At 73.1% G+C, this 19,769-nt stretch carries 16 protein-coding genes; 7 read left to right on the top strand and 9 right to left on the bottom strand.

Annotated features, from left to right (window positions below; genetic code table 11):
* Nucleotides 1-44 precede the first annotated feature (44 nt).
* From BLV05_RS23260 to BLV05_RS23245, 4 genes are all read left to right on the top strand, one after another.
* Nucleotides 45-2,687: a bifunctional acetate--CoA ligase family protein/GNAT family N-acetyltransferase gene (locus BLV05_RS23260; protein WP_046770095.1), complete on the top strand. Its 2,643-nt coding sequence runs from the start codon at nucleotides 45-47 to the stop codon at nucleotides 2,685-2,687.
* 160 nt (nucleotides 2,688-2,847) lie between these two features.
* The gene (locus tag BLV05_RS23255) at nucleotides 2,848-3,429 is read left to right on the top strand and encodes a DUF5998 family protein (RefSeq protein WP_046770094.1); all 582 of its coding nucleotides are present in this window, start codon (nucleotides 2,848-2,850) and stop codon (nucleotides 3,427-3,429) included.
* Nucleotides 3,430-3,432: 3 nt separating this feature from the next.
* Nucleotides 3,433-4,542 (top strand): alkaline phosphatase family protein, encoded by a 1,110-nt coding sequence (locus tag BLV05_RS23250; RefSeq protein ID WP_046770093.1) that lies wholly within the window; start codon nucleotides 3,433-3,435, stop codon nucleotides 4,540-4,542.
* A gap of 7 nt (nucleotides 4,543-4,549) precedes the next feature.
* Nucleotides 4,550-5,197, top strand: coding sequence for a thymidine kinase (locus BLV05_RS23245; protein WP_046770092.1), 648 nt, complete (start codon nucleotides 4,550-4,552; stop codon nucleotides 5,195-5,197).
* Nucleotides 5,198-5,201: 4 nt separating this feature from the next.
* Here the strand turns inward: BLV05_RS23245 and BLV05_RS23240 are convergent, their stop codons facing one another.
* The 6 genes from BLV05_RS23240 to BLV05_RS23215 all read right to left on the bottom strand — a co-directional run bounded on the left by BLV05_RS23240 (nucleotide 5,202) and on the right by BLV05_RS23215 (nucleotide 14,180).
* Complete coding sequence (locus BLV05_RS23240; RefSeq protein ID WP_046770091.1) at nucleotides 5,202-5,897, bottom strand: APH(3') family aminoglycoside O-phosphotransferase; 696 nt, start codon at nucleotides 5,895-5,897, stop codon at nucleotides 5,202-5,204.
* The gene (locus BLV05_RS23235) at nucleotides 5,898-6,353 is read right to left on the bottom strand and encodes a hypothetical protein (RefSeq protein ID WP_052762676.1); all 456 of its coding nucleotides are present in this window, start codon (nucleotides 6,351-6,353) and stop codon (nucleotides 5,898-5,900) included.
* Nucleotides 6,354-6,364: 11 nt separating this feature from the next.
* Nucleotides 6,365-7,033, bottom strand: a complete 669-nt coding sequence (locus tag BLV05_RS23230) for an RNA polymerase sigma factor (protein WP_063932588.1) — start codon at nucleotides 7,031-7,033, stop codon at nucleotides 6,365-6,367.
* 512 nt (nucleotides 7,034-7,545) lie between these two features.
* Nucleotides 7,546-11,361, bottom strand: coding sequence for a phosphodiester glycosidase family protein (locus BLV05_RS23225; RefSeq protein ID WP_160312768.1), 3,816 nt, complete (start codon nucleotides 11,359-11,361; stop codon nucleotides 7,546-7,548).
* A gap of 297 nt (nucleotides 11,362-11,658) precedes the next feature.
* Nucleotides 11,659-12,792: a septation protein SepH gene (sepH, locus tag BLV05_RS23220; protein ID WP_046770090.1), complete on the bottom strand. Its 1,134-nt coding sequence runs from the start codon at nucleotides 12,790-12,792 to the stop codon at nucleotides 11,659-11,661.
* A 98-nt stretch (nucleotides 12,793-12,890) separates the two neighbouring features.
* The gene (locus tag BLV05_RS23215) at nucleotides 12,891-14,180 is read right to left on the bottom strand and encodes a D-arabinono-1,4-lactone oxidase (RefSeq protein ID WP_197683277.1); all 1,290 of its coding nucleotides are present in this window, start codon (nucleotides 14,178-14,180) and stop codon (nucleotides 12,891-12,893) included.
* A gap of 19 nt (nucleotides 14,181-14,199) precedes the next feature.
* On the opposite strand from BLV05_RS23215, the gene BLV05_RS23210 reads away from it, so the two are divergent.
* Together BLV05_RS23210 and BLV05_RS23205 are read left to right on the top strand one after the other, a co-directional pair.
* On the top strand, nucleotides 14,200-15,300 hold the full coding sequence (locus BLV05_RS23210) for a ferrochelatase (RefSeq protein ID WP_197683276.1): 1,101 nt from the start codon (nucleotides 14,200-14,202) through the stop codon (nucleotides 15,298-15,300).
* Nucleotides 15,301-15,320: 20 nt separating this feature from the next.
* Complete coding sequence (locus BLV05_RS23205; RefSeq protein ID WP_046770088.1) at nucleotides 15,321-16,124, top strand: inositol monophosphatase family protein; 804 nt, start codon at nucleotides 15,321-15,323, stop codon at nucleotides 16,122-16,124.
* A 425-nt stretch (nucleotides 16,125-16,549) separates the two neighbouring features.
* Here the strand turns inward: BLV05_RS23205 and BLV05_RS23200 are convergent, their stop codons facing one another.
* Together BLV05_RS23200 and BLV05_RS23195 are read right to left on the bottom strand one after the other, a co-directional pair.
* Nucleotides 16,550-17,743: an ABC transporter permease gene (locus BLV05_RS23200; protein ID WP_046770087.1), complete on the bottom strand. Its 1,194-nt coding sequence runs from the start codon at nucleotides 17,741-17,743 to the stop codon at nucleotides 16,550-16,552.
* On the bottom strand, nucleotides 17,743-18,705 hold the full coding sequence (locus BLV05_RS23195; RefSeq protein WP_046770086.1) for an ABC transporter ATP-binding protein: 963 nt from the start codon (nucleotides 18,703-18,705) through the stop codon (nucleotides 17,743-17,745). Before BLV05_RS23195 ends, BLV05_RS23200 begins: the two co-directional genes overlap by 1 nt.
* Nucleotides 18,706-18,976: 271 nt before the next feature.
* Here BLV05_RS23195 and BLV05_RS23190 point away from each other — a divergent pair, with 271 nt between their 5' ends.
* A complete protein-coding gene (locus tag BLV05_RS23190) occupies nucleotides 18,977-19,276 on the top strand; it encodes a DUF4193 domain-containing protein (protein WP_046770085.1) in 300 nt (99 codons plus the stop codon).
* 15 nt (nucleotides 19,277-19,291) lie between these two features.
* Here BLV05_RS23190 and BLV05_RS23185 read toward each other — a convergent pair whose 3' ends face one another.
* Complete coding sequence (locus tag BLV05_RS23185; RefSeq protein ID WP_046770084.1) at nucleotides 19,292-19,750, bottom strand: DUF3093 domain-containing protein; 459 nt, start codon at nucleotides 19,748-19,750, stop codon at nucleotides 19,292-19,294.
* Nucleotides 19,751-19,769: the final 19 nt, after the last annotated feature.

Genomic DNA, 19,769 nt, shown 5'->3' with positions numbered 1-19,769 from the left:
CGCGAGGGAACATGATCATGGGAGGGCGCCGCTAGCCTGGGCGAGTGGACGAGGCCGCGGACTATCCCGCGCATTGGGAGGCCGACGTCGTGCTGTCCGACGGCGCGACGGCGCACCTGCGGCCCATGACGCCGGCCGACGACGAGCGCCTGGTCGAGTTCTACGCGCGCGTGAGCGACCGGTCGAAGTACTACCGCTTCTTCGCTCCTTACCCGACGCTGTCCAGCCGCGACGTCGAGCGGTTCACCCACGTCGACCACCGCGACCGGGTGGCGCTGATCCTGATGGTCGGCGACGACATGATCGCCGTCGGTCGATACGAGCGGCTCAGCGCCACCGACGCGGAGGTGTCGTTCCTGGTCGAGGACGGTCACCAGGGCCGCGGCGTGGGCAGCGTGCTGCTCGAGCACCTGGCGCAGGCGGCCCGGGAGCGCGGCGTGCGCCGGTTCGTCGCCGACATCCTGCCGGCCAACCACAAGATGATCAGCGTCTTCGCCGACGCCGGCTACACCGTCGACAACAGCTACGAGGACGGCGTCGCCCACGTGGAGTTCGAGATCGCGCCGACCGGCAGCTCGCTGGAGGTCATGGCCGCGCGCGAGCACCGGGCCGAGGCACGCTCGATCGAGCGGCTGCTGACGCCGCGGTCGGTCGCGGTCATCGGCGCCAGCCGATGGCGCGAGAAGATCGGCCAGACGCTGGTCCGCAACCTCGTGCTGGGCGGCTTCACCGGGCCGGTCTACGCGGTCAACCGCGAGGCGGCGGCCGTCACCGGGCTGCCGGCCTACAAGAGCGTCCGCGACGTCCCCGGCGAGATCGACCTCGCGCTGGTCGCGGTCCCCGCCGACGCCGTCGCCGACGTCGTCCTCGACTGCGCCGCCAAGGGCGTGCGCGGGCTGGTCGTCGTGTCGTCCGGGTTCGCCGAGACGGGCGAGCCGGTCGGCCGCTCGCGGCAGGCCGAGCTGGTCCGGCTGGCGCGGGCGCACGGCATGCGCATCGTCGGGCCCAACTGCCTGGGCATCGTCAACACCGACCCCGCCTACTCGCTGAACGCGTCGCTGGCCACCACGCTGCCGCCGGCCGGAAAGGTCGGCCTCTTCGCCCAGTCCGGCGCGCTGGGCAGCGCGATCCTCGGCGACGGCGCCGCCCGCGGCCTGGGGATCTCGACGTTCGTGTCGGCCGGCAACCGGGCCGACGTGTCCGGCAACGACCTGCTGCAGTACTGGCGCGACGACGCCGCCACCGAGGTCGTGCTGCTGTACCTGGAGTCGCTGGGCAACCCGCGCAAGTTCTCCCGGCTTTCCCGCGCGGTCGCCGAGATCAAGCCGGTGGTGGCGGTGAAGAGCGGCCGGTCGACCCAGGGCGTGCCGCTCGGGCACACCGTCCGGCGCATCGAGGCGCCGGCCGACGCGCTGGACGCGATGTTCCGGCAGTCAGGCGTCGTCCTGGTCGACACCATCCCGGAGATGTTCGACGTCGCCCAGGTGCTGGCCTTCCAGCCGCTGCCCACGGGCCGCACGGTCGCCGTCATGGGCAACTCCGGCGCGCTGTGCCTGCTGGCCGCCGACGCCGCCGTCAGCGCCGGGCTGGACGTCTACGGCGACCCGGTCGGGTTCGGCGCCGGCGCGACCGCCGACGACTACCGCAAGGCGCTGCGCGCGTTCGTCGACGAGCCCGCCGTCAGCTCCGTCCTCGTCGTCTACGCGCCGGCCGTCGACGGGCCCGGCGGCGGCGACGTCGCCACGGCCCTGGCGGAGGTCGCGGCCTCGGCCGGGAAGCCGGTCGTGACGACGTTCCAGGGCCAGCGCGGCGTCCGCGGGCCGGCCGGCGTGCCGTCGTACCCGTCGCCGGAGGAGGCCGCTCGGGCGCTCGGCCACGCCACCGAGTACGCCGAGTGGCGGCGGCGCAGTCACGGCAAGGTGCCCCGGCTGGACGGCTGCGACGCCGCGGCCGCCCGGAAGCTGGCCCGCGCCGTGCTGAGCGCGCCCGGCACCGACCCGGCCGAGGGCGCCGAGCTGGAGCCGGCCCGGCTGCGCGAGCTACTCGCCGCGTACGGCGTCGACCTGCCGCCGATGGTCCCGGCGCCGACCCTGGAAGCCGCGCTGACGGCGCTGGGGGAGCTGGGCGGCGAGGTGGTGCTGAAGGCGACATCGCCGCGGCTGCGGCACCGCCCCGACCTCGGCGCCGTCTGGCGCAACATCGACACCGAGGAAGAGATGCGCGACGCCTGGGCGACGATGGCGCGGACGCTGACCGACCCGGCCGAGGCCGGGTTCGTCGTGCAGCCGATGGCGCCGGGTGGCGTGCCGGTGTCGATCCGCGCCTGGGCCGACCCGATGTTCGGCCCGGTCATCTCGTTCGGCGTGTCCGGGGTCGCGTCGGACCTGCTCGGCGACCGCTCGTATCGCATCCCGCCGCTCACCGACCGCGACGCCGCGGAGATGGTGCGCGAGGTGAAGGCGGCCGCCTTGCTGATGGGCTACCACGGCGGCATCATGGCCGACCTGGGTGCGGTCGAGGACCTCGTCCACCGCATGTCGCGGCTGGTCGACGAGGTGCCGGAGGTCGGCTCCGTCGAGCTGGACCCGGTGCTCGCCGGCGAGTCCGGCCTGACCGTCGTCAACGGTTCGGCCAGGGTCGCGGCGCCGGCCGGACGACAGGACTGGTACACCCGGCGACTGCCGTGACGTCAACGGCCCGAGGAGGGTCATGCAATACCGACGGGCGATGGGGGGCCGAAGGTCTCCCTGAGCCCTCGGTCCAGGGCAGATACGGACTAGAGAGAGTTCGTGGTCTTTGCATGACCCGAACTCTGAACAAGGTGAACGAGCGTGCGAGGATGGTGGAATGGCGGACACAGGGACGCGTGAGGGCCTTCGCCTGGCCATCCAAGAGGCCGGGTACTACCCGGACCTCGTTGCGGACATGCTCGAGACCTCGCTGGCCGGCGAGGCGGTCAACTCGTACGTGGTGCACCACGAGCCGCACTTCGACCGCGACGAACTGCGCCGGCACGTCAGCGTGCTGGTGCTCACCCCGACGAGGCTGATCGTCGGGCACACCGACGAGTACCCCTCCGACGACACCCACGACGTGCCGTACGCCACCACGTCCACTGAGGCGGTGCCGCTCGACCGCGTCACGTCGGTGGTGGTCAGCCGCACCGTCACCGCGCCCGCCTCCTACCGCACCGGGGCCCCGGCGCTCGACGTCGTGCTCACCGTCGGCTGGGGGGCCATGAGCCGCATCGACCTCGAGCCGGCCACCTGCGGCGACCCCGACTGCGAGGCCGACCACGGCTACACCGGCGCGCTGACGTCCGACGACTTCACGCTGCGGGTCAGCGAGGCCGGCGACGGCGTCAGCCGCGTGCGCGACCTGCTGACGTTCGCCCGCGCGCTGTCCGCCGCCACCATCAGCGTGCGGTGACCGGTGCCGTTGTTGCCCCGTTACGGCGAGGCGGCCCTCGCTGACCTCCTGCCGTCCGTGCTGGCCGCCCTCGGCGTCCCCGGCGAGCTCGACGTGCTGGGCTTGCCGCCGGCCCGCCGCTACTGCGTCCTGCTGGTCGACGCGCTCGGCTGGAACCTGCTGCGCGCCCACCCTGCGCAGGCGCCGTTCCTGACGTCGCTGACCGGCCGGGCCATCACCGCCGGCACGCCCACCACCACGGCCACCAGCCTGGCCAGCCTCGGCACCGGCCTGCCGCCCGGGAAGCACGGCATCGTCGGCTACACGTCGCGGGTGCCGGGCGGCGACGGCCTGTTCAACGCGCTCAAGTGGGACCCGCCGCTGGACCCGTCCACCTACCAGCCCTACCCGTCGCTGTTCGACCGAGCCGTCCGCGCCGGCATCGCGACCACCGTCATCGGGCAGAGCAGCTTCCGCGACACCGGCCTGACCCGCGCCGCCATGGGCGGGCCGTTCCGCGCCGCCAACACGTACGGCCAGCGGGTCGCGGCGGCGGTCGAGGGGTCCTCCGGCGCCGCGCCGTCGCTGGTGTACGTCTACGACGGCGACCTCGACTACACCGGCCACCAGCACGGCTGCCGCTCGGCCGCCTGGCGCTACCAGCTGGCCATGGTCGACCGGTTCGCCGAGCAGCTGTACGACGAGCTGCCGGCCGGCACCGTCCTACTCGTCACGGCCGACCACGGCATGGTCGACGTCGAGCCCGACCGCCGGGTCGACGTCGACGACGTGCCCGCGCTGCGCGAGGGCGTGGCGCTGGTGGCCGGCGAGGCCCGGTTCCGGCACGTGTACGGCGTGCCCGGGGCGGCGGCCGGCGACATCGCCGCCGCGTGGCGGTCGGTGCTGGGGGAGCGGGCCGCGGTGCTGACCCGCACTGAGGCCGTCGGCGCGGGCTGGTTCGGCGCGGTGGAGTCGCGGGTGACCGAGCGGCTCGGCGACGTCGTCGTCAGCGTGCACGGCGACTGCGCGGTCGAGCGGCGCAGCGTGTTCCCCGTCGAGACGCGGCTGCGCGGGCTGCACGGCGCACTGAGCGAGGACGAGCTGCTGGTGCCGCTGCTGGCCGGGGAGGCCTGAGGACGGCGTGGCGGAACTGACCTTCTTCACCGGCACCATGGACTGCGGCAAGTCGACGCTGGCCCTGCAGACCGACTACAACCACCGCCGCCGCGGGCTGGCCGGGCTGATGCTCACGTCGCACGACCGCGCCGGCGAGGCGACGGTGTCCAGCCGGCTCGGGCTGTCAGCCGACGCCGTCGAGGTGACGCCGTCGTCGCAGCTGTGGGCGCTGGTGGCGGCCCGGCTGACGGCCGGGGCCCGCATCGACTACGTCATCGCCGACGAGGCGCAGTTCTACACGTCCGAGCAGGTCGACGACCTCGGCCGCATGGCCGACGAGCTGGACGTCCCGGTGTACGCGTTCGGCATCCTCACCGACTTCCGCACCCGGCTGTTCCCGGGCTCGGCCCGGCTGGTCGAGCTGGCCGACCGCGTCGAGACGCTGCAGGTCGAGGCGCTGTGCTGGTGCGGCCGCCGGGCCACCCACAACGCCCGCACGGTCGGCGGCGTCATGGTGACGGAGGGCGAGCAGGTGGTCGTCGGCGACACCGACGGCGCGGGGGTGGTCGGCTACGAGGTGCTGTGCCGGCACCACCACCGGCGCCGCATGACGGCCGTCAGCGCACGGGTGGCCGAGTCCGGCGCCGAGCCGCTCCCGTTCGCCGCCTCGTGAACGCTCAGAAGAACTCGTCGAGCAGCCGGTAGAAGGCCTGCTTGGCCGGGTCGGGCTCGACGCCGCAGCCGGTCAGGTAGCGGGCGGCGGCGTCGTCGCCGAGGCCGTCGGCGAGCTCGCGATTGGCGACGGCGAGGTCGAGCCAGCGGTCGGCGACGCCCAGCCGCCCGGCGTCGACGAGCCCCGACACCGTCAGTGTCTCGGGGTCGATCAGCACGTTCTGGGTGGTGAGGTCGCCGTGGCAGACCACCACGTCCTCGCCGGCCGGCCGGGTGGCCAGCAGCTCGGCGATCAGCCGGTCGCGGGTCCAGCCGCGGCGGTCGTCGTCGAGATCGTCCAGGTCGACGTCGGCGGCCAGCGCCGCGGGCATCGTCACCGCCAGGCGGCGGTCGAACGGGCAGTCCGCGACCGGCAGGGAGTGCAGCGCGCGCGTCAGCTCGGCCAGCGCGTCGACGACGTGGCCGCGCAGCGCCAGTGGCCAGTCGTCGTCGGCGGGGCGGCCCGGCACCTCGGCCGTGACCAGCAGGCCGGGACCGCACTCGAGCACCTCGGCGGCCGGGATGCCCTGCGCGCGCAGCCAGGTGAGCCGGGCGGCCTCGCCGAGCAGATCGTCGGTGAGTGACTCCTTGCGGTACGTGCCGGCCACCCGGACGATGCTGGCGCCGGACTGACCGGTGGTGACCCGTTCGGCCTCGCTCATTCAGATGCTGACCCAGCTGGTGACGACCGGCGGGCGGGCGTCGTCGTCGAACCGGCAGCTGACCGAGATGGGGCCGGCGGCGACCGGCGCGGCGCGGAACCGGCCGTCGGCGTCGGTAGCCACGGTGACGACGCCGTCGGCGTGGCGCACCTCGATGGTGGCCGGCGCCGGCGCGACGATCTGGCCCATGACGCGGTGCGCGCCGGCGTCGCGGGTGACCTCGAGGACCACGATGGTGTCGCCGGCGGTGAACGTCAGCAGCCGGGGCGCCTCGGTGGCGGACCGGACGGCGGCGGCCGGCTCGGTGCTGGAGTCGGCGATGAGGTCGGCCAGCTCGGCGTCGACCGTCCGCCACGCCAGGCTCGCCTTGGCGACGTCGACCAGCCGGCGCGGCGGCGGGTCGGTCGCCTCGATGACCTCGCGGAGCTGGTCGACCAGGTGGTCGTCGTCAGCCATGGATGCCCCCTTCAGCGCCGGCCCGTGCGCGGGTGGGCGCGGGCCGGGCCGGTGTCGTCCGTGTCGCGGGCGGTGTCCGCCGCGCTGGTGGTGCCGTCGCTGGTGTTGTCGCTGGTGTTGTCGCTGGTGTCGCCGTCGTGGAGGAGCCGGCGCAGGTGCTCGATGCAGCGCTGCCGGGTCGGCCCGACGCTGCCGACCGGCATGTCGAGCTCGGCCGCGACGTCGGCGTAGCGCGGGTCGGCAGCGGCCACCGTGAGCCGCAGCAGGTCTTGGCAACGCGGCCGCAGCCGCTGGAACGCGTGCAGCACCGCGACCTGCTCTTCGCGGGCCAGCAGCGCTTCGACCGGGCCGGGATCTGGGGCAGCGGCGTCATCGGCGCGGTCGGCGATGTGGAGGTCCGGCAGTTCGGCGCCGCCCCGGCGCAGCAGCCGCAGGCACTCGCGGCGCGCCGTGGTGACCAGCCAGGCCGGCAGCCGCTCGGGCTGGGCCAGCCGGCCCAGGTTCTCGACCAGTCGCAGCCACGTGCTCTGGAACGCGTCCTCGGCGTCGCCGCCGTAGAGCCGGTGACTCCGGACGACCGCCCAGACCAGCGACGCGTGGTCGTCGACCAGGCGGTCCCAGGCGAGTTGGTCGCCCCCGGACGCCGCCTCGACCAGTTCGCTGACGGACAGATCGGCCACCGCCCAGAGTATAGATGCAGGTAGATCGCCGTCAGTGACGGGCACGTGCCCCCGGGCGCGGCGAACCACGCCCTGCCCACGTACCCGTCACCCCCCGTTGTGCCGATCATCGCAGCAGCCCCCCGGCTTCACAGACGTTGTACGAGCAGACGTCGTGGACGCCTGCGTCGCCTGGCTGCGAGGATCTCGACGACGCGGTTTCTCGAAAGAGCCCGCCACGGTTCCAGGGGAGCGAGGCCGTCGCGCACGGGCTGGTCGGGGAGGGCCAGACGCTGTGCTGGTGTCATGGCCGCCTCCCCTCGGTGTGCACGACACGGCCGGAGGTCCCTGGTCCGCGGAACGCCACCTGGTGGCCAAGTCGGCGTTCACAGATACAGAGCACGCTCGGGCCGCTCAGATACACCCGAATGAGACTTTTCTCAGATTTCTTCGTTCCCCCAGCTCAGCGCCCACCCCAGCAACTCGAACGGACGGGGCCGGGCGGGCGAACCCGCCCGCCCGGCCCCCGCCCGTCAGTCCTGGCCGGGTGCGTCGCCGTCCGCCGCGGCCGGTGCGGCGCCCGCACCGGTCAGGGCGACCTCGACGGCGTCGCCGGGGGCGTTCGTCTCGACCACCAGGTCCGCGGTCGCCGTCTCACCGGCGGCCGACGGGGTGAACCGGACCGGCACCTCGCACGACGCGCCCGGCTGGACCGGCGCCGCCGTGCACGCCGACGGACCGGCGAGCGCGAACTCGTCCGCCGTCACCGACAGCCCGGAGACCACCAGCGGCCGGTCGCCGCTGTTCGTCAGCGTCACCGGCTGGACGGTGCCGGCCGCGTCGGCCGCCACCGCAGTGAACACCGGCGCCGCCGCATCGACCCGTGCACCCGGACCGGCAGCGGCCACGACCCGGACCGTCGTCCGCCCGGTGACCGGGGCCATCGACTCGTCGCCGGTGTAGGCGCGCATCGAGTCGTTGGTGACCTCGAGCGTCACCTCGCCGGTGCGCAGGCCGGTCAGCTGCCGCGTCACCGGGTCCAGGATCGCGACCTTGCCCTCGGCCCTCGCCCGGCTGATCGCCGCCGCGCCGGAGCCGATGGCCAGGCCGTCGTCGCCGGACCAGTGCACCGACATCGGGTAGGCCAGCGGCACCACCCGGCTGCCCGGCAGGACGCCGGACGGCTGGACGACGTGCCCGCCGACGGTCACCGCGCGGCCGACCTCGACCGTCTCCGGCGCCTCGACGACGACCTCCTGCGCGAACGCCCGGACGTCGGCGCTGAGCCACTGCTGTGCGCCGGAGTCGTCCCCGTCGACGCTCCACTCGACCCAGCCGGTGAAGCCGCCGCGGTCCGGGGTGCCGTAGGGCGCCTTGCCCGACGACGGGTGGACGACGTACTGGACGCCCTCCTGCCGCTGGACGTCGACGATCTGGGCGTGCGAGCCGACCATCGCCGCGCCCTTGTTGGCCTCGGTGCGGAAGTCGGCCAGCAGCCGCTCGACCAGCTGCACCTCCATGCGGTCGCCGAGCTGGCTGGAGTTCGTCTCCGCCGGATCGTCGACCGGGTGGTGGGCGAAGACCATGACGTTGCTGACGGAGTCGTCGTCGGCCGCGGTCGCCAGCGCCTCCTGGAGCATCGGCAACTGGTCCCAGTCCGAGCCGCGCAGGCTGCCGAGCGCGCTGTTCAGCAGGATGAACCGGGTGCCCTTGTGGTCGAAGGTCCGGTACGGCTGGCCGAACTCGGCCTCCCACGCGGCCAGCGTCCCCTGGGTGTTGTTGACGCCGTACGACTCGTGGTTGCCCGGCACGTAATAGCAGGGGACCGTGCCGGGGTCGTCGTCCGGCTCGGCGCCGGCGGCGATGAGATCGCAGCCGCCCTCCTCGAGCGTCTCCCGGGCCAGCGCGATGTCCTCGGGCAGGCCTCGGTCGACGATGTCGCCGTTGAGCACGACGAGGTCGGGCTCCTCGGCGCGGATGCGGTTCAGCGCGGCGACGGCGACCTGGGTGAGGTCCGGCGCCGACGCGGTGAACTGGACGTCGGACAGCGTGGCGAAGGTCCAGTCGGCGCCCTGCTGCGGCTGGCCGTCGGCGGAGATCAGCGGGTCGGCGCGCAGCGGCGCCTGCTCGGGCAGGTCGATCTGCGACGGGATGTCCGCCTCCAGGCCGCCGATGACGAACCGGCCCGGCACCTGCTGGTCCACGGCGGTGTTGATGCCCTGGAACGAGTTGAACCGGATCGGGAACACCGCCGTCGACGGGATGACGAACGTCGCGTACTGCCACTCGTCCGACGGCTGCAGCCCGGTGCCGTAGACGCCGACGGAGGTGCCCTGGGCGTCCCAGAAGCCGGCGTAGGTGAGGCCGCTCGGGACGAACACGTCGGACTTGATCTTCAGCCGGACGCGCAGCGGCTGGCCCGGGATCTCGACCCACCGGTTCGGGTTGCTGGCGGCGGTGATGCCCTTGTTGCGGGCCGCGCCGAACTCCAGCCGGATGCCCTCCGGGTCGTCCAGGATGTCCATCCGGACGCCCGCGGTGCCGTTGCGGGTCCAGCGGCCGTTGGCGGCGTAGTCGTCCTGGAAGTCGTACACCTGGACGGTCTGGACGCCGACGGTCACCGGCAGCTTCAGGGTCTGGCCGGCGACGCTCAGCTCGAGGACGGTCCCGCCGGCGGCCAGCGGCGTGATCTTCAGGCCGCTGCCCGACGCCGCCACGTCGATGACCGACGCGTCGTAGCTGAGGTCGAGGTCGACCAGCTCGACGGGCGCGGCGTAGCCCTGGGCGTCGCGGCCGGTGACGGCGACCTGGACGGCGTTCTGCGGGACCGGGTCGCCGATCGAGACCCGGCTGGTGGACAGCTCCAGCGAGTTCAGCTCGCCGAGGATCTCCACACTGCGCACGCCCTGCGCCGCGCCGGACGTCGCGTGGACGACGACGCGGCCGCGCCGGCCCTCCGGCACCGCCAGGACGGAGCCGTCGAACGTGCCGCCGCTGCTGCGCCAGCGAACCGCCGCCGGGTCGAGGTCGACCGGCGTGAGGTGGTTGTCGACCGCCTTGGCCGTCAGAGTGCGGTGCAGGCCGGGGAAGGCCCGCGCCTCCTCCTCGCCGGGCGTGATGACCAGCTGCTTGGGCCGGCCGTTGCCCGGCGCGACGAACAGGCCGACGCCGTTGGGGTCGGGCCGCTCGGCGCCGTCGGACGGGCTGTTGCGGACGGTCGCCGTCTCCTCGCCGAGCGGGGCCGCCACCATCGACGTCGAGCCGCCGCCGTCGAGGTTCCAGGCCGTCTCGGCGCCCAGCCGGACCATGAACCGGGCCAGCTCGCGCATCGTCATGCCGGTGACGGGCGGCTGCCGGCCGTCGTTGGTGACCAGCAGCATCGTCTGGCCGTCGTCCTTGAACCCGATGACGGTGCGCGGGTGGACGTCGTTGTCGAGTTCGGAGTCGGGCCGGGCGACGCCGTCGCGGACCAGCTCGCGGTTGGAGCCGACGACGAAGCGCATCTGCTGGGCGATCTCGTCGCTGAGCTCATAGGCCAATGTGACGGCGTCGCCCGGCCGCAGCGCGCGGATGGCGGCCGCGCCGGCCTCGCGCCCGACCAGCACGAACGCGCCGCCGGGGATCGCCCCCTCGCCGGCCGTGCTCGGGTCGACGGTGACGACGCGGTCGTCCTGCACCAGCACGGACGCGACGTCGGTGGCGCCGTTGACGCCGATCGAGCGGCGGTAGGTGCCCCACGCCGACGTGTAGGCGATGATCGCGTCGCGCGGCGAGCCGGACAGCATGTTCGACGCGTTCAGCGACGCCACGGGGCGGGCGGTGCCGGCCAGCGTCGCCGTCGCGTCCAGCGTCATGTCGACCGCGCGGCCGATGCCGTCCATGCCGACGCCGACGTGGGTCCAGTTGCCGTAGTCGGAGGACTTCAGCAGCTCGCCGTCGCGCACCTCCGCGCCGAGCGGGGCGCCGGAGTTGTTGATGTCGAAGAAGTCGCCGTTGACGCCGGCGACCGCGTCCGCGTCGTTCACCAGCACCGACGTCGGCGCCCGCTCGGCCACGTACTCGCCGGAGATGAGGTCGCTGGTGACGGCCGGGTTGGCGAGATCGGCGGTGAGAATGTGCTGGTCGTACCACCCGGTCGGGGTGACGGAGGTCAGCTCGCGCAGCGTGATGCCGGGGCCGATCTGCTCGGTACGGTCGACCAGCTCGATCGCGTCGTCGGTCAGCGGCGGGCCGTCGCCCTCCGCGGCGTTGGCTGCGGGCACGGTGCTCAGCAGGCCGACGGCGACTGCGGACGCCGTCAGCGTGGACAACGACGTCAGCCATCGACGTCGTGCTGTGGTGCTCGACATTGGCATCGAGTCCTTGGACAGAGGTATAGGCCAATGTCATTCAAGTGGTTCGATGCTCCTTGTCCAAGTCGCCCCATTTGCGGCGAATGGAACTTTGGATGAACCCCACACCCACCCCAAGTTGATCTTGGAGTAGTTCGGCAATTGCGGCCCGAGATGCCGGATTGATCCCCGAAGAACTCCAAGATCAACTTGGGGTGGGTCCGGGCGGGGCGCGGCGGGGGAAGTGCGGTAGGGGAACGCGAGGCGGCCCGCCGCGTCAGGTGGACGGGGCGGGCCGCTGGTAAGGCCGGAGCGTCAGTCGTTCTTGCGGCGGCCGAACATGATCTCGTCCCAGCTGGGGACGCTCGGGCGGCCCTTGCGCGACGAACTGGTCTTGCGGGCGGGCGGGGCCGGCTCGTCGGCCGTGGGTGCGAGGTCGGCCTCGGCCGCCTCGTCCTCGGCCTCGACGTGCTGGGCGATGTCGCTGAGCCGCAGCCGCTCGCTGGTGACCGCATCGTCGTCAGCGTCGGCGGGCGGCTCGGCCGGCTCCGGGGCGTGCTCGTGGAACAGGTCGGGCTCGCGGCGGCGGCGCTCGCGGCCGGTCCGGCTGGTGCGCCGGTTGCGACGGGCGGCCGGGATCGGTGTGGTGTTCTCGAACTCGTCGTCGTCCTGCTCGGCGGGGTCGTCGTGGTCGAGGTCGCGGACCAGGCCGCGCACCGGGCCGACGCCCACCCCGGCCGGCTTGAGGAACGCGGGCAGGTCGGGGCCCTCGTCATCGGCGGACGGGGACGCGGCGGCCGGGCGCGGGTCGGACCCGACGACGGACAGCCGGGCCGGGCCGGCCGGCACGTCGGGCTCGGGGTCGGCGGGCGCCTCGGCGGGCAGCACGCCGGCGATGGAGCGGGCGTTGTCGTCCTCGGGGATGACGGTGCGGCCGGACGGGTCGAACGAGAAGAGGGCGGAGTCCTCCTCCTCGCCGGCCCAGGCGAACCTGACCAGCCAGCGTCCGTCCTCGCGCCGCCACGCGTCCCACTCGACGAGGTCGGGGTCGGCGCCGTGCGTCTTGGCGGTCGCGCCCGCGGCGGCCTCGAGGGTCTGCGGCGGGCCGTCGCCGCCCAGCCGGCGCACCGTCGCCTGCCGGGCCCGGCCGGCGATGTGCTCGCGCTCGGCGAGGACGGGGCCGGCGAAGCGCTCGACCTTCTCGCGTGGCATCCCCGCCACCGCGGCCACGGAGTCGACGGACTCGCCGGCCCGGATGCGTGCCTGGATGTCGCGTGGACGTAGCTGGCTTTCGAGCCGGATATCCAACTGTCCCAACCTCGCTCGGTCGCCTCGGATCGCGGCGAGCAGGCGGTCGTCCACCCGCAACGCCAGCTGTTCACCGTCGCGGCCGGAGAGGATCAGATGGGCGCCGTCCTCGCTGACCGCGATCAGCCGGAGCTCGCGCACATCCTCACCTCCCAACAACGACTGCCACCATCGTCACCCGCGGGACAGGGTCCGACCAAGCCGCCACGCCGCCGTATCGGCGGGTCTGACGAGCAGTTTTATTCGTCCAGGACCTGCTCGAGGTACTCGTTGGCCATGATCCTCTCGGGGTCGACCCGGTCGCGGACCGCCCGGAAGGACCCCATTCGCTGGTATTGATCGTGAAGATACCCCGAATCGCGGGTATGGAGCTTTCCCCAATGCGGCCGCCCACCGTACTCCGTCCACAGGCGCTCGACGGCGGAGAACCACCCGGTGTAGTCGGTGCGGGGGTAGGCGTGGGTCGCGACGTAGACGGTGTCGCGGCCGTGGGCGGGGGAGAGCCAGACGTCATCGGCGGGGGCGAGGCGGACCTCGACGGGGAACGCGACGCGCCACGGCCCGCGCGCCGTCAGGTCCCGCAGCGCCTGGAGCGCGCCGGTCGCGGCGGACCGGGGCAGCGCGTACTCCATCTCGTGGAACCGCACCCGCCGCGTCGTGGTGAACACCTTCGGCGCGGCGTCGACGAACGTGCGGCCGCCGATCAGCCGGGCGGCGACGGCGTTGACGGCCGGGGTGGTCTTGGGCGCGGCCCTGGTCAGCCGCTGGACGACCGCCAGCCCGGCGTTCTCGACGACGTCGCCGGACCACCAGGCGGCGACCGGGTTCGGCGGCGCGGCCGGCTCGCCGGTGCGGCGGTTGACGGTGAGCTGGACGGCGTTGGTGAACGGCAGCCAGTACAGGTCGCAGTGGTCCTCGGCCTCGAGGTCGCCGAACCGCTCGACGACGGCGTCCAGCGTCGTCCGCTCCACCGTCGAGCGCAGCGTGAAGGCCGGCTCGACCCGGAAGGTGACAGTGGTCACGATCCCCAGGGCGCCGAGGCCCAGCCGCGCGGCCTGAAACAGGTCGGCATCATCGGACGCCGACACCCGCCGCACCGAGCCGTCGGGCAGCGCGATCTCCAGCGCCACCACCTGCTCCGACAGCGACGCGCTGGCCCGGCCGCTGCCGTGCGTGCCGGTCGCGACGGCCCCGGACACCGTCTGGACGGCGATGTCGCCCATGTTCGTCAGCCCGTAGCCGCGCTCCGTGAGCAGGGCGTTGAGCTCGTGCAACCGGGTGCCGGCGCCGACGGTGGCGGTGTGCGCGGTCGTGTCGAGCGCGAGCAGGCCGCTGAGCCCGTCCAGCCGCACCTGGACGCCGTCCGTCGCCGCGATCGTGGTGAAGCTGTGCCCGGCGCCGACCGGCTTGACTCGCAGACCGTCGCGGGCGGCCGCGACGAGCACGGCGGCGGCCTCGTCGGCGCTCGCCGGCCGCTCGACCCGGACCGGGCGCGCCTGGACAGTCCGCGCCCAGTTCTGCCAAAGCATGGGCGTTAGGCTCTCACGTGTGAGCATCACCGATCCCTACGACGCTCTCCTGGTCGTCTCCTTCGGCGGTCCGGAGGGACAGGACGACGTCATCCCGTTCCTCGAGAACGTCACCCGCGGCCGGGGCATCCCCAGCGAGCGGCTGGAAGAGGTCGGCGAGCACTACCGCCTGTTCGGCGGGCGCAGCCCCATCAACGACCAGAACCGCGCGCTGATCGCGAACCTCGAGCACGAGCTGGCCGAGCGGAAGATCTCGCTGCCGGTCTACTGGGGCAACCGCAACTGGGACCCCTATCTGGCCGACGAGCTGGCGCGCATGCGCGACGACGGCGTCCAGCGGGTCGCCGCGTTCGTCACCAGCGCCTACGACTCGTACTCCGGCTGCCGGCAGTACCGCGAGGACCTGTGGCGCGCCGTCGAGAAGGTCGGGCCGGGCGCGCCGCGCATCGACCGGCTGCGGCACTCGTTCGACCACCCCGGCTTCGTGACGGCCAACGCCGACGGCGTGGTGGGTGCGCTGGGCGACCTCCCGCGTGACGTCGCCGACGCCGCGCGGATCGTCTACGTCACGCACTCCATCCCGAACGCCATGGCCGACACCTCCGGCCCGACCGGTGGCGCGTACGTCGCCCAGCACCAGGCCGTCGCCGCCGCCGTCAGCGAGCAGGTCGCGGCGCGGACCGGCGTCGCCCGGGCGCACGACATCGTCTACTGCTCGCGCAGCGGCCCGCCGTCGATGCCGTGGCTGGAGCCGGACGTCAACGACCACCTCGCCGCGCTGGCGTCGCAGGGGGTGGAGTCGGTGGTGCTGGCGCCGATCGGGTTCCTGTCCGACCACATGGAGGTCGCGTACGACCTCGACACCGAGGCGCTGGCGACGGCGAAGGAGCTGGGCATCGCGGCGGCTCGGGCGGCCACCGCCGGGACGCACCCCGACTTCGTCGACACCGTCATCGACCTGCTGCTCGAGCGGTCCGCCGTCGAGCGCGGCGAGTCCGTGGTGCGGGCCAGCATCGGCGCCCCCGGCCCCGCCGCCGACGTCGCGCCGGCCGGCTGCTGCCCCAACCTGCGTGAGGATCTCCCCGCCCTGTGCGGCGTCGACTCGCCCCCGTACCCGTGACCGCTCCTGGAGGATTCGCCGTGACGGCCGACCCCGCCGACCTGCTCACCCTGGCCGAGAAGACCGCCCGCGAGGCCGGTGACCTGGTCCGGGACCGGCGCGAGGCGGTGGAGCGGATGGCCGTCGCCGGCACCAAGTCGACGCCCACCGACGTCGTCACCGAGTCCGACACCGCCGCCGAGGCGCTGATCCGGTCCCGCCTGTTCGCCGCCCGCCCCGACGACGGCTTCGTCGGCGAGGAGGACGGCGTCGTGCTCGGCTCGACCGGCGTCGACTGGGTGGTCGACCCGATCGACGGCACCGTCAACTACCTGTACGGCATCCCGCAGTACGCCGTCTCCATCGCCGCCCAGGTCGACGGCGTCGTGCGGGCGGGTGTGGTGCACAACCCGGCGAGCGGCGAGACGTGGACGGCGGTGCTCGGCGGCGGGGCGCTGCTGGACGGGCGCCCGGTGCGGGTGTCGGCCTGTACGTCGCTGTCGTTGGCGCTGGTCGGGACCGGTTTCGGCTACGACGCGGCGCGGCGGTCGCGGCAGGCGGCCGTGCTGCTGGAGATCGTGCCGATCGTCCGCGACATCCGCCGGGCGGGCGCGGCGGCACTGGACCTGTGTGCCGTGGCGTCGGGCCGGCTGGACGCCTACTACGAACGCGGCCTCAACCCCTGGGACCTCGCCGCCGGCGGCCTCATCGCCGCCGAGGCCGGCGCCGTGGTCGGTGGGCTGCACGGCGCCCCTGCGGGCAACGACCTCGCGATGGCGGCGACGCCCGGTGTGGCCGCCGAACTGACCGCCCTCCTCGAACGCCTCGGCGCCGACCACGACTGACCGCCGCCCCCATGATCATCAATGATCCAACCACCTATCGAGCCTGCTGCGCTTTCGGCTGTCGTCGCGCCGGAGCCGGAGATCTTCCTGCCCACATCACGCGCCGCCGGCCTGGCTAGCCAAGGCGATCGAGGGTCGCGGCGAGAACGGCGGCCGCCGAAGATTCATCGGCAACGCCCGCACCGCACGCCATTCCGCAACAGGCGCTATCGGGGGTCGTGCTGGTGAAACGGGCTGGTACTCGAAATTCCGACGCGTGCTGCCCGGATCTGGCCCGCACTCGCCGGAAATTCGAGCATCCGCCGGTTCCCTGAGCATCCACCGGCCTACCGAGATCGAGGCGTGCCCAGTTCTTCCCCGTCCCCCTGCGGCCCAAGAACGGGCGGCAGGGGCGACGGCCAACTCGGCAAACCCACGGCCAACGGTCAAGCACCAGCCCGGCGGCGGGCGGCCCAGGCGTCCTTCAGTGACACCTTGGCGCCCATCCGGAGCACCGCCCCTTCGTACACCCGCGCCGCCAGCACCACCAGGATCGCGATCAGCCCGACCATCAGGCCCAGCGCCAGCCCGATCTCCCAGGCGGCCGCGTCGCCGCGAGCCATCCGCAACGGCATGATCAGCGCGCTGAACGGCGGCACCACGCTCAATACTGCCGCGGCCGGAGCGTCCTGGTTCAGGAACACGTAGAACGCGCCGAAGTACGACACCATCATCAGCGTGTTCACCGGCGTGGTGACGTTCTGCAGGTCCTCCTGCCGCGAGATGCGGGCGGCCGCGGCCGCGGACAGGGAGGCGTACGCGGCGAAGCCGAGGACGAACCAGCCGAGGGCGGTCAGGACGGGCGTGATCATCGGCCCGCTGAGGTCCACCGCGCCCAGTGCGGACGCGAGCCCCAGCCCCAGCCCGCCGATCAGGGCCAGCTGGACCAGCCCGAGCAGCCCGATGCCGATGATCTTGCCGGCCAGCAGCGCCCGCGCAGGGATCGTCGCGAGGATGACCTCGACGACGCGGCTGGACTTCTCTTCGACGACGCCCATGGCGACCCACATGGAGTAGGTGATGAGCTGGCCGAACAGCACGATGGTCCCGAAGAAGGCGATGACGCCGCGGGCCTCGCGCTCGTCGGCGTCGGGGTCGAGCGTCACCGTCTCGAGGGTCGCCGACGTCAGGGCGGCGGACACCTCGGCAGGGTCGATGCCGGCCGACTCCAGCGCCCGCGCGCCCTCGACCTGGCTGTACGCGTTGTCGAGGACGGCGCGCAGCGAGCTGTCGAGCGACTGGTCGACGACGACGTTGTCACCGTCGACGTAGGCGTCGATGTCACCGTCACGGACGGCCTGCTCGGCCTCGGACGCGTCGGACACCGACCGGAAGCTCACCTCGACGTCGGAGATCTCGGCCTGACGCGAGACGGCATCCTGCAGGCCGGCCGGCTCGCCGACCAGCGCGACGTCGTAGCTGCCGGTGCCGAAGTCGGTGAACCGCGGCAGCAGGACGACCACGGCGATGATGCCGAGCGTGATGAGCAGCGAGATGAAGAACGACCGCTCGCGGATGCGCTGCCCGAACTCACGCCGGGCGACCAGCGTGGCGGCCTCGCGGAACGACAGTGCGCGCATCAGGCGGCCTCGACCTTCTCGGGTCCGGACGGCGGCACGGACGGCGGCACCGGCGGCTCGGCCGGAGGGTCGGCGACGACGGAACGGAACAGCTCGGCGAGCGTCGGGCGCACCGGCGTGAACTGGTGGACCGGGCCCAGGGCGCGGGCGGCGTCGAGCAGGGTCTGGTCGTCGGCGGACGGTGGCAGCTCGACCACGGCGGACCGGTCGCCGTCGTCGACGAGGGTCAGGCCGGGCACCGCGGCCGTCAGCGACGCCGTCCAGCCGGGCTGCGCGCCGACGTCGAGCCGGTAGCGGCGCGCGGCGGTCCCGCGCAGGTCGTCGACGCTGCCGTCGGCGACCAGCCGCCCGGCCCGGATGATGCCGACGGCGTCGCAGAGACGTTCGACCAGCTCGAGCTGGTGGCTGGAGAAGACGACGGAGGCGCCGGCGTCGACCCGGGCGCGCAGCACGGCGGCCATGGAGTCGACGCCCATCGGGTCGAGGCCGCTGAACGGCTCGTCGAGGACCATGACGGTGGGCTCGTGCACGAGCGCGGCGGCCAGCTGGACCCGCTGCTGGTTCCCGAGTGAGAGCGATTCGACCCGATCTGAGGCACGTTCGCTCAGAGCGAGCGCCTCCAGCAGGTCCGATGCGGCCTTCGCGGCTGTGATGCCTGACACACCGTGCAGCCGGGCGAGATACACCAGATGCTCGTGTACCTGCATCTTCGGGTACAAACCGCGCTCTTCCGGCATGTAACCGAACTCACGCCGGATGCCCTGATCGAGGGGCGTACCGTTCCACCGGACCTCGCCGCTGTCGGGTTCGAGAACCCCCAGGACGATGCGCATGGCGGTGGTCTTGCCGGCGCCGTTGGTGCCGACGAATCCGTACATCTGCCCTGGTCGGACCGTAAACGAGAGATCGTCGAGGGCCACGACGTCGCCATAGCGGCGGGACAGCCGGTCGAGCTCGAGCATGTGCGTCCTCTCGGTGCGTACGATCCGATGACAGCCTCTCGCCTGGAATCCTGGCATCCCTCGTCCCCGAGGACGGTCTGAACGGTCGGTCCAAAGGACGACACGAATTCCCACAGTGTGGGGTGGCGTGCCAACGGGGTATCGCATCAGGCAGAATCTCCCGCTCGGAGCGGGCACAACCGCGGGCCGTCGTGCGTTACGGAGGGGCACGGAGTCCAAACCGACCCCGCCACAGTCATTCACGACGCGCCCAGTGAGGGGGAATAGATCAATGGCAACCGACTACGACGCGCCACGCAAGACCGACGACGATCTGTCCGAGGACTCGCTGGAGGAACTCAAGAACCGGCGTATGGACAAGTCGTCCGGCATCGTCGACGTCGACGAGTCCGACCTGAACGAGTCCATGGAGCTCCCAGGAGCGGATCTGTCGAACGAGGAGCTGGCGGTCCGAGTGCTGCCGCGGCAGGCTGACGAGTTCACCTGCTCGCAGTGCTTCCTGGTGCACCACCGCAGCCAGCTGGCGAAGGAGAAGGACGGGATGCTCATCTGCCGCGACTGCGCGGCCTGAGCCCCTCCGAACCCCTCACCGGCCGGCGGTCTGACGCGCCGCCTCGAGCTCGGCCACGAGCCGCTCGGGGCGGCGCGTCGACACCAGCCAGTAAGGAGTGGGGTCGGCGGCGTCGTCGACCCCGATACGCACGACCCCCGGCACGTACCCGCGGATCGCCACATAGGCGCGGCGGTCGAGGCCGGGGCCACGGGCCTCACGCGCGTCCTCGCCGGTGAGCGCCTCGGCCGAGCCGAGCGCCGTCAGCGGCAGCCGGGCCCGCCCGACGCTGACACCGTCCGCCCCGACGGCGATGGCCAGCCGGCCGTACGCGAGCAGCGCGACCCCCCCGAGCGCGAACACCCCGCCGGCCACCGGCAGCGACACTCCCCAGCCGTAGGCCTGGTGGTAGACCAGCCACGCCGACGCGGCCAGACCGGCCAGCAGCAGCCACCATCGAGCCGGCACCACCAGGCGTTCGCGGTAATGGGTCACTGTTGCAGACTGCCACGGT

This window comes from Jiangella alkaliphila, from assembly GCF_900105925.1.
In the GTDB taxonomy this organism is placed as follows: domain Bacteria; phylum Actinomycetota; class Actinomycetes; order Jiangellales; family Jiangellaceae; genus Jiangella; species Jiangella alkaliphila.
The sequence above is the reverse complement of the archived record's forward strand: the minus strand, read 5'-3'. Positions and strand labels throughout refer to the sequence as shown.

Bases quoted from the DNA above. Each gene is read 5' to 3' on its own strand.
- BLV05_RS23255 (WP_046770094.1), top strand. From the start codon at position 2,848: ATGGCGGACACAGGGACGCGTGAGGGCCTTCGCCTGGCCATCCAAGAG.
- BLV05_RS23240 (WP_046770091.1), bottom strand. From the start codon at position 5,897: ATGAGCGAGGCCGAACGGGTCACCACCGGTCAGTCCGGCGCCAGCATC.
- BLV05_RS23235 (WP_052762676.1), bottom strand. From the start codon at position 6,353: ATGGCTGACGACGACCACCTGGTCGACCAGCTCCGCGAGGTCATCGAG.
- BLV05_RS23225 (WP_160312768.1), bottom strand. From the start codon at position 11,361: ATGTCGAGCACCACAGCACGACGTCGATGGCTGACGTCGTTGTCCACG.
- BLV05_RS23215 (WP_197683277.1), bottom strand. From the start codon at position 14,180: ATGCTTTGGCAGAACTGGGCGCGGACTGTCCAGGCGCGCCCGGTCCGG.
- BLV05_RS23200 (WP_046770087.1), bottom strand. From the start codon at position 17,743: ATGCGCGCACTGTCGTTCCGCGAGGCCGCCACGCTGGTCGCCCGGCGT.
- BLV05_RS23195 (WP_046770086.1), bottom strand. From the start codon at position 18,705: ATGCTCGAGCTCGACCGGCTGTCCCGCCGCTATGGCGACGTCGTGGCC.
- BLV05_RS23190 (WP_046770085.1), top strand. From the start codon at position 18,977: ATGGCAACCGACTACGACGCGCCACGCAAGACCGACGACGATCTGTCC.